Below are 12,831 nucleotides of genomic sequence, written 5' to 3'. Positions count from 1 at the left end.
GACCCGCAGCGCCCCACGCTCCGCCCGAAGCTGTTCTGGTTCAACCTCGTGCTGACCGTCGCCGTGATGGTGCTGCTGGTGGCCGACGTGCTGCCGCTGGCCTACGTGTTCATGGCCGGAAGCGCCATCGCGATCATCGTGAACTTCCCCCGCGTCTCCGACCAGGCCGCACGGATCGTGGCGCACGCCCCGTCGATCGTCGGCGTGGTCTCGATGGTGCTGGCCGCCGGCGTGCTGATCGGCGTGCTCGAAGGAACCGGCATGGTGGATGCGATGGCCGCCTGGGTGGCCGGGTCGATCCCGGCCGAGCTCGGGGCGTTCTCGGCCGTCATCACGGGGCTGCTGAGCATCCCGATGACCTTCTTCCTCTCCAACGACGCGTTCTACTTCGGCATCCTCCCCGTGCTCTCCGAGAGTGCGGCGGCCTTCGGCATCGACCCCGTCGACATGGCCCGGGCCTCGATCACCGGGCAGGTCGTGCACATGCAGAGCCCGCTGGTGCCCGCCATCCTGCTGCTGGTCTCGCTCGCCGGGGTGAACCTCGGCGACCACCACAAGCGGGTGCTCTGGCGTGCGGTGGTGGTGGCCCTCGCGATGCTCGTGGTGGGCGTGCTGCTCGGTGCGATCGCCATCGGCTGAGCGGGTATCCGTGCCCGCATTCAGCGAGAACCGAAATACGGCGATAACACGGCGTTCATGCGCAGCAAGTAGCGTTGGCGTATGACTTCCACCGTCACCCGCGACGCGAGCCGCCTCACCGCCGCCCGCGCGCTGCTGTTCGACCTCGACGGCGTGCTCACCCCCACGGTCGACGTGCACATGCGGGCCTGGGCCCGGCTGTTCGCGCCCTACCTCGAGGCCGAGGGCGCGGATCCGTACACCGACGACGACTACTACCTCTGGATCGACGGCAAGCCGCGGGTCGACGGCGTGCGCTCGCTGCTGGAGTCGCGCGGGCTCTCCCTGCCCGACGGCACCCCCGACGACGAGCCGGGAGCACCCACGGTATGGGGCCTCGGGAACCTCAAGAACGGCGAGTTCGCGGCCGAGCTCGAGGAGAACGGCGTCGCACCGTACCCCGGATCGCTCGCGTTTCTCACCGCCGCGATCGACGCCGGCTACGAGGTCGCGGTCGTCTCCAGCTCGCGCAACGCCGAGGGGGTGCTGGAGGCCGCCGGCATCCGGGACCGCTTCGTGGTGATCGTCGACGGGATGCGCGCTGCCGCCGAGGGCCTGCCGGGCAAGCCCGCGCCCGACACGTATCTGCGCGGTGCCGCACTGCTCGGGCTCACCCCGGCCGAGTGCGTCGTGGTGGAGGATGCGCACTCCGGTGTGCAGGCCGGCCGCGACGGCGATTTCGGCCTCGTCGTGGGCGTCGACCGCGGAGTCGGCGCGCAGGAGCTGCTGGATTCCGGCGCCGACATCGTGGTCGAGGATCTCGACGAGCTCATCGCCGCCCTGCGCTGAAGCGACTTCTCCACAGGCGCCCTCCGTCGCCCGATCCATCCCCAGGTGCGCCGGCCGCCGCCATCCGCATCCGCTGTTCGCTAGCATCGACCGAACGCACCGCCCGCCACGCCAGCACCGCCCGCCCCACCCGACCCGACCCGACCGACACGCCTGCTCCGAGAAAGCGCCCGATGAACCCCATCTCCTCCGACCCGCTCGACCGCTCGCAGTTCCCGCTGAACGAGTGGGCGCTCACCGAGGCCGTGTTCGACAAGGCCACCCGGGGCCGCACCGAGACACTGTTCGCGGTCGGCAACGGCTACCTGGGCCTCCGCGGCAACTTCGAGGAGGGGCACAACGCCTACGCCGAGGGCTCGTTCATCAACGGTTTCCACGACACCTGGCAGATCCGGCACGCCGAGGAAGCCTACGGCTTCGCGCGCGTCGGGCAGACGATCGTCAATGTCCCGGATGCCCGGGTCATCCGCCTCTACGTCGACGACGAGCCCTTCGCCATCGACGAGGCCGACACCATCGAGTACTCGCGCACGCTCGACTTCCGCACCGGCGTGCTGGAGCGCGTGGTGGAGTGGCGCACGCCCTCGGGCAAGCGGGTGCTGGTGCGCTCGCGCCGGCTCGTCTCGTTCACCGACCGGCACCTGGCCGTGATCGACTACGAAGTGACGATGCTCGACTCCGACGCATCCGTTCTGCTCTCCAGCCAGATCCTCAACCGGCAAGACCGGGTGGACGAGTATTCGGCGGCGAGCGGCTCGAACGGCGGGGGCGCGATCGCCGACCCGCGCAAGGCCTCCGGGTTCAGCGACCGCGTGCTGCTGCCCCGTCACAAATGGATCCACGAGGGCCGGTACGTTCTCGGCTATCGCGCCGCAAACTCGGGCATGACGATCGCGGTCGGGGCCGAGCACCGCCTGGAGACCGAGAACGTGTACGACGAGTCGGCGCAGATCGACGACGACATCGCCAAGCAGGTGTACCACGTGCGGGCGAAGGCCGGCCAGCGCATCCGCCTGGTCAAGACCATCGCGTACCACACCTCCACCAGCGTGCCGGCCACCGAGCTGGCCGACCGCACGAACCGCACGCTCGACCGCATCCGCGAGGAGCCGATCGAGCGCGTGTTCGAGCGCCAGGCCGAGTGGCTGGCCGACTTCTGGCGCCGCTCCGACATCGTGGTGGCGGGCCAGCCCGACGTGCAGCAGGCCGTGCGCTGGAACCTGTTCCAGCTGGCGCAGTCGACCGCCCGCACGGATGGCGGCGGCATCGCCGCGAAGGGCGTCTCGGGCTCGGGCTACGGCGGCCACTACTTCTGGGACACCGAGATCTACGTGCTCCCCTACCTCACCTACACGGCGCCGCAGGTGGCGCGCAACGCTCTGCGCTTCCGTGAGCGGATGCTGCCGGCCGCCCGCGACCGCGCCATCGAGCTGAACCAGCGCGGCGCGCTGTTCCCGTGGCGCACCATCAACGGCCTCGAGTCGTCGGCCTACTATGCGGCCGGCACGGCGCAGTACCACATCGACGCCGACATCTCGCATGCGCTCTCGCAGTACGTCTCGGCCACGGGCGACCAAGACTTCCTCAACCGCGGAGCCATCGACATCCTGGTGGAGACGGCGCGGATGTGGGCCGATCTCGGCTTCTGGCGCGGGCGCGGTGTGGGCGCGGAGTCGTTCCACATCCACGGCGTCACCGGGCCCGATGAGTACACCACGGTGGTCAACGACAACCTCTTCACCAACGTGATGGCGCGGGCGAACCTGCGCGCCGCCGTGCGGCAGACCCGCAAGCTACGGGCCGAGGAGCCCGAGGCGTACGCGCGGATGGTGCAGCGGCTCGAGCTCGGCGAAGACGAGATCGAGGAGTGGGCCGCGGCCGCCGAGGCGATGCACGTGCTCTTCGACGCGGATCTCGGCATCCACCCGCAAGACGCCCAGTTCCTCGAGAAGGAGCTGTGGGACCTCGAGAACACGCCCGCGTCGAAGCGGCCGCTGCTGCTGCACTTCCACCCGCTGGTGATCTACCGCTTCCAGGTGATCAAGCAGGCCGACGTCGTGCTGGCTCTGCTGCTGCAGGGCGACGAGTTCACCACGGCGCAGAAGCGCGCCAACTTCGAGTACTACGACGCGCTCACCACGGGCGACTCCACGTTGTCGGCGTCGACGCAGTCGATCATCGCGGCCGAGGTGGGCTACCGCGAGCTCGCGCTCGGCTACTTCCGGGCGGCGCTGTTCGTCGACCTCGGCGACCTGCACAACAACACCGCCGACGGCATCCACGTGGCCTCCACCGGCGGCGTGTGGAGCGCCCTCGCCTTCGGCTTCGGCGGCATGCGCGACTACCTCGGCAAGTTCACCTTCGACCCACGCCTGCCCGAGGAGTGGGAGTCGCTCGTCTTCCACGTCACCATCCGCGGCTCGCTGATCGAGGTCGACCTGCGGCAAGACCGCATGACCTTCTGCGTCGAAGAGGGCTCATCGGTGGTGCTGTACGTGCGCGGCGAGCGCATCGAGGTGGGCCCGGGCGCTCCGGTCACGGTCGCCCTGGCGGATGACCGCCCCACCATCGAGGGCGCCCCCACCACCTCCGACATCGAGGGCACGGTGCGTGCCGACGGCTCCGTCATCACGGCCTCGATGCCCACGATCGTCTCCGACTACGACGAGCCCGACGCCCTCGTCGGCATGGACTGAGGCGACACCACACTGCCGCCATCCGATTCGGTTCGAATATGCAGAAAAAACGAGGACCGGGGCCGTATATGGCCTCGGTCCTCGTTATTTCTGCATTTCTGAACGTCACCCGGCCGGCGCCGACAGCCCGAGCCGGGGGTAGAGCACCTCGAAGCCCTTCTCGAAGCCGCCCTCCAGCGCGTCCACCACGTGGCCGGCACCGGGGATCACGTAGTACGTGGTCTTCCAGCCGGCCGCGGTGGCGGCATCCGAAGCGCCTTTGGCCTCGGGGATGAAACCGGGGTCGTTGCCGCCGACGGTGAAGATCGCGACGGTGTCGGGGTACGCGTGGGTGCCCGATTTGAGGATCGACTCGGGCTTCTCGGCCTCGAAGGCGGCCTGGTCGCCGCCGAAGAGGTTCGCCACGACCTGGTCGGGCTCCTCCGAGCCGGGGTACTCCTCGCCCGAGATGTCGAGGACGTTGCCCCACACCTCCGGGTACTTCGCGCCGTACTTGAACGCGCATCCGCCGCCGTTGGAGTAGCCCGCGATCGTCCAGTGCGCCGGGTCCTGAAGGATGCGCAGGTTGGCCTTGGCCCAGCCCAGCACGTCTTGCATGATGAACGACTCCGCGTTGCCGAGCTTGGCGGTGTCGGCGCAGACCGGGTCCAGGCTCGGGTCACCGAGCTGGTCGGCCACGATCACGATCGGTGCGAGCCCCTTGTTCTTGGCGGCGTACTCGTCCAGCACGGTCGCGATGTACTGCGTGTCGGGGTTGCCCGGCTGCCCCATCATCAGCACGAGCAGCGGCAGCTCAGGTGCGTTCGGCACCTGAGCGGCGGGCGGCAGGTAGATGCCGGCGGGCCGCGACGAGAAGCCGGAGACCGTGGCCGGGATGACCTGGGTGCCCTGCTTGCCGGTCGTGGGCATGTCGGCGGGCGGCGTCCAGGTCTCGTAGAGCGGCTTGGCCGCCTCGCCGTCCGGGTCGGGGCTGGGGTTCGGCGATCCGGTCGGCTTGTTGAAGTCGATCGGATGCTCGACCGTCACCCCGAGCAGGCTCGCCAGCGTGGGGTTCAGCCCGAAATACGCGTTGATGCCGAGGGTTCCGGATGCCGCGAACAGCACGATCCCGATGATCGCCACGAGCTTGCGCCACCACCGTGAGCGCCAGAGGTTCACCACGGCCAGCCCGATGGCGGCGAAGGTGGCGACGACCCAGGCATCCGTCTGCACGGTGAGGGGCACACCGAACACGTTGAGCGTTTCGACGATCGCGATGGTGGCGAAGGCAGCGAGCGCCCCGGCCAGCAGGCCGATCAGCGCGGTGAGCACCCAGCGGATGCGCGGCGGGCGGACGAGAAGGTAGACGAACGCGGCGGCGGCGAGCAGCCAGACGGTCCACGGCACGGGGCCGTCGACGATCCGCAGTTCGAGCAGGGAGTCGGCCATGGGCTCTACTCGGCTTCTGGTGGGGAGGGCGGGCGGTGGCCGGGGGCTGAGGTCGGCGCGGAGCGCGGGTGAGGCGGTGCGGTTCGCATGTGGTGCGGCGCGGATGGCGTGTGGTGCGGCGCGATTCGTGCGTGGTTTGGTGTAGAGCGCGGGTGGTGCGCGGGCCGCACGCCGGAGGGGGTGATCACGAGGCCGCGTCGTCGGCAGCGGCGGCCGGCAGGTGCCGGTCGAGCCAGTCGACCAGTTGCGCGACGACCTCGTCGCGGTTGCTCTCGTTGAACACCTCGTGGCGGGCCTCGGGGAACACGTGCAGCTCGACATCGGGCAGGCCGGACCGCATGCGATAGGCGTCGCGCAGCTTCTCGGCGCTGCGCCGTCCGCCCAGGATGTCGTCGTCGCCGACCAGGATGAGGATCGGCACGACGGCGCTGAGCCGTTTGGCCGGCCGCCCGAACAACCGCAGCCCGTCGGCCACCCCGAACAGCTTGAGCACCTCGGCGGGGAACATCAGCTCGTCGTCGGCGGCACGCTGCTGAGCCTCCGGGTCGCGGCTGAGCCACTCGAACCCGTTCCCGGAGTCCTTGCCGGCCGGCCGGTGCCGCCGCGTGAGGTCGCCGCCGTCCATCGAGCCGGGCATCCGGTACGCGGTGCCCGAGAGCACCACGCCGGCGTAGTGCACGAGCGCGGGAGAGTTCACGAGGATCTGCGCCATCAACGACCCCCAGCTGTGCCCGAGCAGCACGAGCGGAACGTCCGGATGCTCGCGCGCGATCCGCACGCCCAGCTGCCGGATGTCGTCGACCGTGGCTGCAAGACCGCCCGGCCCGAGTCGCCCCATCTTCGTTCGGTCGCCGCCGTGCTGGATCAGTCCCGTCGCCCCGTGCCCGCGCTGATCGGCCGCGTACACGCTGTACCCCGCGGCGTTCAGCTCGCCGGCGAGCGTGGCGTACCGCCGCGCGTGCTCGCCGAGCCCGTGCGCGATCTGCACGACGCCCCGCGGATGCGGCACCGTCCACCCGTAGTAGGTGATCTCGACGCCCTGCTCGTCGCGGAACTGCGCGCTGAAGTGGGCGCTCGGGGCGGACTCATGCGTCGACATACGCCATTGTTGCATGCGGTCTGCCACGCACGATTCCCCCCGAACGGTCTCGGCGGTCGTCCACTCCTCCACAGGTGGGGCATTCTCGGTGGCACGATTCCGGGCCTGTGGATAACTGATGAAGCGAGTCGTCGGTCGTCTAGCGTTCTGGGCATGAAGAACATGACATCACCTCATATTCGCCGGATCGTCGCATCGTCGATGGCCGGCATCGTCCTCGCCTCCGCCCTCGCAGGGGGAGGCGCCGCGTTCGCCGACGAGGCCTCACCCGGAGGTGCAGCCGACGGGCCCGCCACCGAGACCGCCGCGACCGCCACCGTCGAGCGCATCGGCGGCGCCGATCGCTACGAGGTGTCCGCGGCCATCTCCGCCCGCACCTTCGACCCCGACGTGCCCGTGATGTACATCGCCTCGGGCGCCGTGTACAGCGACGCCCTGTCGGCGTCGGCCGCCGCTGGGGCGTTCGGGGGTGGGGTGCTGCTCGTCGAACAGGATGCCATCCCGCCCGTCATCACCGATGAGCTCACGCGGCTGCGTCCGCAGCAGATCGTCGTGATGGGCGGAGAGACCACAGTCAGCCGCTCGGTCGAGGTCGCCCTCCGCGCCTATTCCAGCACGGTCACGCGGGTCGGCGGGGCCGACCGGTACGAGGTGTCGGCGGCCGTGTCCGGGCGTACTTTCGGCACGGCACGGCCGGTGGCGTTCATCGCCTCCGGTGCGGTCTTCTCCGACGCCCTGTCGGCCTCGGCTGCGGCCGGGCACCTCGGCGGTCCGGTGCTGCTGACCGACAAGAGCGTGGTTCCGCCGTCGATCCTCAGTGAGCTCAATCGGCTGAACCCGGCGCGGATCGTGGTGCTCGGCGGGGCGACGACGGTCTCGGATGCCGTGGTCACGCGGCTCGGCACCATCGCCCCGACCACGCGCATCAAGGGCGCCGACCGTTTCGAGGTGTCCGCGACGACGTCGCTGAAGTCCTTCACGGCCAGAACGGGCGCGCCGGTCTACGTGGCATCCGGCACCGTGTTCGCTGACGCCCTCTCCGGAGGAGCCGCGGCGATCGCCAGCGGGAGTCCCGTGCTGCTGGTGGAGAAGGACGTGCTGCCGCCGTCGGTCGCCACCGAGATCCAACGGCTGGATCCGAGCCGGATCATCGTGCTCGGCGGCACGAATTCGGTGTCGGCCGGAGTGGCCGCCGCCCTCGGACGGCTCTGAGGGCGGGAGATCACCCGGGCGGGGTCAGGACTCCCGGGTGATCTCCACCTTGACGAACAGGGACGAGCCGAAGGGGCCCGCGTAGACACCCCGGAGGGGGGCGACGTCGTTGTAATCGCGGCCACGGCCGACGATGACGTGACGTTCGCCGATGTCGATCAGGTTGGTGGGGTCGAAACCCCGCCAGTCGCCGCAGAACCACTCCACCCAGGCGTGGGATTCTCCGGCGATGGTCTCGCCGATCGCCGCGTCGGGCTTGGGGTGCAGGTAGCCCGACACGTACCGGGCCGGGATGCCGACGGAGCGCAGGGCACCGATTGCGATGTGCGTGATGTCCTGGCAGACACCGCGCTTGTCGAGCCAGGCCTCCTTCGAGGTCGACTGCACGCCGGTCACACCCTGCACGTACTCGACCTGACGGCCGATCTCCGTGCAGATCTCCAGAGCCGCATCGCACGGGCTCGTGTGGCGGGCGGCGATCTCTTCGGCCAGCTCCACGAGGTCGGGCGCCGGCGCGGTGAGCTTCGTCTGCTTGGCCTGTTCCACGTACGTGGTGGAGTTGGCCGAGGCGTTCGCGAGCAGCTCCCAGTCCACCGGGTGCGGGGCGTGGGCGCGATTGCGCACCTCCACCAGGCTGGTGGCCGTGAGAGAGAGCTCCTTGTGCGGGGTCAGCACCTCGAACGACGACACCCGGGTGCCCCAGTAGTCGACGTAGTTGTGGCTCGACGACACGGGGGCGATCTCCAGAGAGGAGTGCAAGACGAACTGACCCTCCGAACTGACGGGCAGCATCCGCGCCTCGTTGTACGAGGCCTGCACCTCGCCCTCGTAGCGGTAGCCGGTGACATGCCGGATGCGCAACCGGTTCATACGCTCTCTCCGATCCAGCTGGGTGCGGTGTTCGTGGGGAAGTAGCGCTGCCGGATGGCCTCGGAGGCCTCGCTGGTGGCCTCCTGCACCCCGTCCATGTAGCGCGGAAGGTCGTGCAGGATGTCGGTGATCGGGCGGTACTCCAGCTGCGAACGGATCTGGCCGAGCAGGCGCTGGGCGTTGTCGGTGACGCCGATCCGCTCGTTCCGGGGCCCGAGATCGCGAAGGCACTGTTCGGCGCGGCTCACGGAGTACAGGATCGAGCGCGGGAACAGGCGGTCCAGCAGCAGGAACTCGGCCGCGTTGCGCGCCGAGGGAACCCCTCGATAGGTGCGGAGATACGCCTCGTAGGCGCCGCAGGAACGGAGAATCGTGGTCCACGACGGTCCGCTGGCCTCGGTCAGCGAACGGGTCGCCAGCAGGCGGGCCGTCATGTCGGCCCGCTCGAGCGAGCGGCCGAGGGTGAAGAAGTGCCAGGCCTCGTCTCGCGAGGCCGACGACTCCATGATGCCCACGGCGAGCGCGGCGCGGTCGCGCACCCAGCCGAAGAACTCGTGCGTCTTCTCGCCCGAGATCTTGCGCGGCATCCGTGCCCGGGTGGTGTTGAGGCACTCCCAGAGCTCGGTCGACACGATCTCCCGCGCCCGGCGGGCGTTCTCGCGAGCCGCGCCGAGCGAGTACGCGATGGAGGCCGGATGCGTGCGGTCCACCGCCAGGGTCGCCAGCACGTCGGCGCGGGTGAGCGAGCGCTCGTCGTCGGGCACGTCCGATCCCATGACCGAGAGCAGGGAGCGGCAGGCGAGGTTCTCCTCGATCCACGGGTCTTCGAGAAGCAGCTGCAGGTGCACGTCCAGGATGCGGGCGGTTCCGTCGCTGCGCTCGATGTACCGGCCGATCCAGAACAGGGATTCCGCGATGCGCGAGAGCATGGCCATCAGGCGCCCTCCCCTTCGATGCTGGACTGCTGCTGCTGTTGCTGGGCCTGATCCTGGTTGCGCGGGCGGTCTTCCGGCGAATGGTCGGGCTGATGTCCCTGGATGATCGTGATGGCCTGCGTGTTCGCGGCCTGCTCGGCCACGAGCCCCTGGATGTTGTGGCTGTCGCTGAAGAAGCCCTGCGATTCCTGCCCCACCACCCAGGTGTCCTTCGATCCACCGCCCTGCGAGCTGTTCACGACCAGCTGCCCCTCGGGCAGCGCGACGCGGGTGAGCCCGCCGGGCAGCACCCAGACGTCGCTGCCGTCGTTGACGGCGAAGGGGCGGAGGTCGGCGTGACGGGGGCGCATCCCCTCCTCCACCAGGGTCGGGATGGTCGAGAGCTGCACCACGGGCTGGGCGATCCAGCCGCGGGGATCGGCGATCAAGCGACTGCGCAGGGTCTCGAGCTCTTTCGGCGAGGCATCCGGCCCCACCACGAGGCCCTTGCCGCCGGAGCCGTCGACCGGCTTCACCACGAGTTCGTCGAGGCGGTCGAGCACCTCCTCGAGCGCTCCCGGGTCTTCGAGCCGCCAGGTGTCGACGTTCGGGATGATCGCCTTCTCGCCCAGGTAGTACTGGATGAGGTCGGGCATGTAGGTGTAGACGAGCTTGTCGTCGGCGACCCCGTTGCCGACCGCGTTCGCGATCGTGACGTTGCCGAGGCGCGCGGCGAGCAGAAGGCCGGGCGAGCCGAGCATCGAGTCGGCGCGGAACTGGAGCGGGTCGATGAACTCGTCGTCGACCCGTCGGTAGATCACGTCGACCCGGGTGGGCCCGGCGGTGGTGCGCATCCACACCCGGCCGCCCGAGCAGAACAGGTCGCGCCCCTCGACGAGCTCCACGCCCATCAGGCGCGCCAGCAGGGTGTGCTCGAAGTACGCCGAGTTGTAGACGCCGGGTGTGAGCACCACGACGGTCGGGTCGTCGACGCCGTTCGGAGCGGAGGCACGAAGGGCCTGCAGGAGCTTGTTCGGGTAGTCGCCAACCGGTCGCACCCGCATCGAGACGAACAGCTCGGGCAGTGTCTGCGCCATCACACGCCGGTTCGAGATGACGTAGGAGACCCCCGAGGGAACCCGCACGTTGTCTTCGAGAACGCGCCAGGCACCGTTCTCGTCGCGGATGAGGTCGATTCCCGAGACCTGGATGCGCACGTTGTTCGGCGAGACGATCCCTGCCGCTTCGCGGTGGAAGTGGTTGGACGAGCTGATCAGGCCGGCCGGGATGACCCCGTCGCGCACGGCCGCCTGCGATCCGTAGATGTCGGCGAGGAAGGCCTCCAGCGCGCGCACCCGCTGCTTGATGCCCGATTCGACATCGACCCATTCGCTCTGCTCGATCACGCGCGGCACGGCGTCCAGCGGGAACGGGCGCTCCTCGCCGGCGAAGTCGAAGGTCACGCCTTGCGCGAGATACGAGCTGGCGAGGGCGTCGGTGCGGCCCCGCAGCTCCTCCTGCGTCATCTTCGCGAGAGCGTTGTAGATGTCTTTGTAGGCGGCGCGCGCCTCCACCGGATCCTGAGACTTCGGCTCGGGGAACATCTCGTCCCACGGGGAAGCACTCCCCCGTCGGGACTTCGGCAGGAGCGTGGCGCCGTAGCCGTCGAACAGGTCAACCATGGTCGCGAGCCTACTGCGCGGGTGTTGCGGCGGTGTTTCCGAATTCCGGAGGCACCTGGGTCGCAGGATCGCGTGCAAACATGCGCCTTTGCACGTGATCGCGCGACCCCGATGCGTGGCGCGGGCACCGACGGGGCGGGCGGGGTGCCGGGGCGCGGGCGGGGCGGGCAGCTTCAGTGCGGGGCGTCCGCGCCCGCCGTCGAGGCGCGCACGATCAGCTCCGGCGGGAAGAACACGTGCCGGTAGTCCTTGAGGCCCGGATGCTCGATCTCCTCGAGCAGGAGCTCGGCGGCGGTGCGGCCCATCTCGGCGGCCGGCTGGCGGATCGAGGAGATCGGGATGGCGGCGTTGGCCGCGAAATAGATGTCGTCATAGCCGATGATCGCGATGTCGTCGGGCACCCGCACCCCCGCGCTGGTGAGCGCCTGCAGCACGCCGAGCGCGATCAGGTCGTTCGCCGCGAACACGGCATCCGGTCGCTCGGAGGGCGCGAGGGCGAGCAGCTGCTCCGCCCCGACCCGCCCCACATCCGCGCGCATCGTCTCGAACTCCAGCACGCGGAGCGGGCGGGCGCCGCGTGCGAGCACCGTGTCGCGGGCGCCGCGCAAGCGCTCCGCCACCTGCAGCACCTGCTGCGGCCCGCCCACGAAGGCGAGGCGGGTGCGCCCGACGTCGAGCAGGTGCCCGGCGGCGAGGGCGCCCCCCTGCAGGTCGTCGACCGACACCGAGCTGAATGAACGCGCGTTCTCGTGCCGGTCGACCAGCACGACGGGTGAACCGCGGGAGCGCAGGCGCTCGAGCCGCGAGAGCACGTCGCCGACGGGCGTGATCAGGAGGCCGGCGACACGCTGCTCTTCGAACAGGTCGAGGTAGCCGAGCTCGCGGTGCGCCTCCTCGCCGCTGTTGCCCAGGATGAGCGAGCGGCCCGTGAGGGCCAGCGCATCCTCGGCCCCGCGGGCGATGTCGGTGAAGAAGGGGTTGCTGACATCCAGCACCATGATGCCGACCGTGCGACTCTGGCCCACCCGCAGCTGCCGGGCGGCGTCGTTACGGATGAAGCCGAGCTTCTCGATGGCGTCGAGCACCCGCTTGGCCGTCTCGGGCGCCACCGGCTTGGATGCGTTCAAGACGTTGGAGACGGTGCCCACCGAGACACCGGCGAGCGCCGCGACGTCGCGGACATTGGCTGCAGCCATTCTCACCTCACCGTGATCGGACTCCACCGGCGGAGGCGGAAGCGAACCGGTGATCGGGTGTTCGACGGATCGAAGACGCGAGAGCACGGGGGCGCAACCTGCGGGTAGAACGTTTCACGAGAATACCGCGCATTGGCCGAAAACCCGATCCGGACTCGAAATACTAACGATTCATTACGCGGCTTGACGCCGGAGGAAGGTGCGTCATAGAGTCATGCCTGTTCTTCAGTAAAACGATTCATTCTTTTCCCTCGATGTGGAGGTGGT

At 69.5% G+C, this 12,831-nt stretch carries 10 protein-coding genes; 4 read left to right on the top strand and 6 right to left on the bottom strand.

The genetic code is table 11. The features are described from left to right. The 3 genes from Q0D75_RS17995 to Q0D75_RS17985 form a co-directional block, all read left to right on the top strand. Positions 1-639: SLC13 family permease (locus Q0D75_RS17995; RefSeq protein WP_291056722.1), on the top strand; the 639-nt coding region annotated here is incomplete at its 5' end. Positions 640-720: 81 nt separating this feature from the next. Then, positions 721-1,467 carry an HAD-IA family hydrolase gene (locus Q0D75_RS17990; protein ID WP_291056719.1) on the top strand — a complete coding sequence of 249 codons (747 nt, stop codon included), beginning with the start codon at positions 721-723 and terminating at the stop codon, positions 1,465-1,467. A gap of 173 nt (positions 1,468-1,640) precedes the next feature. Next, positions 1,641-4,163, top strand: coding sequence for a glycosyl hydrolase family 65 protein (locus Q0D75_RS17985; RefSeq protein ID WP_291056716.1), 2,523 nt, complete (start codon positions 1,641-1,643; stop codon positions 4,161-4,163). Positions 4,164-4,268: 105 nt separating this feature from the next. Here Q0D75_RS17985 and Q0D75_RS17980 read toward each other — a convergent pair whose 3' ends face one another. Both Q0D75_RS17980 and Q0D75_RS17975 read right to left on the bottom strand, forming a co-directional pair. Then, positions 4,269-5,591 carry an alpha/beta hydrolase-fold protein gene (locus Q0D75_RS17980; RefSeq protein ID WP_291056713.1) on the bottom strand — a complete coding sequence of 441 codons (1,323 nt, stop codon included), beginning with the start codon at positions 5,589-5,591 and terminating at the stop codon, positions 4,269-4,271. 184 nt (positions 5,592-5,775) lie between these two features. Further along, the gene (locus Q0D75_RS17975; protein WP_291056710.1) at positions 5,776-6,690 is read right to left on the bottom strand and encodes an alpha/beta fold hydrolase; all 915 of its coding nucleotides are present in this window, start codon (positions 6,688-6,690) and stop codon (positions 5,776-5,778) included. A gap of 153 nt (positions 6,691-6,843) precedes the next feature. On the opposite strand from Q0D75_RS17975, the gene Q0D75_RS17970 reads away from it, so the two are divergent. Then, entirely contained in the window at positions 6,844-7,902 is a 1,059-nt protein-coding gene (locus Q0D75_RS17970; protein ID WP_291056707.1) for a cell wall-binding repeat-containing protein, read from the top strand. A gap of 24 nt (positions 7,903-7,926) precedes the next feature. Here the strand turns inward: Q0D75_RS17970 and Q0D75_RS17965 are convergent, their stop codons facing one another. The 4 genes from Q0D75_RS17965 to Q0D75_RS17950 form a co-directional block, all read right to left on the bottom strand. After that, positions 7,927-8,772, bottom strand: a complete 846-nt coding sequence (locus tag Q0D75_RS17965; RefSeq protein WP_291056705.1) for a transglutaminase family protein — start codon at positions 8,770-8,772, stop codon at positions 7,927-7,929. Beyond that, the gene (locus Q0D75_RS17960) at positions 8,769-9,701 is read right to left on the bottom strand and encodes an alpha-E domain-containing protein (protein WP_291056725.1); all 933 of its coding nucleotides are present in this window, start codon (positions 9,699-9,701) and stop codon (positions 8,769-8,771) included. Before Q0D75_RS17960 ends, Q0D75_RS17965 begins: the two co-directional genes overlap by 4 nt. A gap of 5 nt (positions 9,702-9,706) precedes the next feature. Further along, positions 9,707-11,368, bottom strand: a complete 1,662-nt coding sequence (locus Q0D75_RS17955; RefSeq protein WP_291056702.1) for a circularly permuted type 2 ATP-grasp protein — start codon at positions 11,366-11,368, stop codon at positions 9,707-9,709. A gap of 173 nt (positions 11,369-11,541) precedes the next feature. Beyond that, positions 11,542-12,564, bottom strand: a complete 1,023-nt coding sequence (locus tag Q0D75_RS17950) for a LacI family DNA-binding transcriptional regulator (RefSeq protein ID WP_291056700.1) — start codon at positions 12,562-12,564, stop codon at positions 11,542-11,544. Between the last annotated feature and the right edge of the window lie 267 nt (positions 12,565-12,831).

This window comes from Herbiconiux sp. (assembly GCF_023264855.1).
GTDB lineage: Bacteria > Actinomycetota > Actinomycetes > Actinomycetales > Microbacteriaceae > Herbiconiux.
This window is presented reverse-complemented; position numbering and strand designations above follow the sequence as displayed.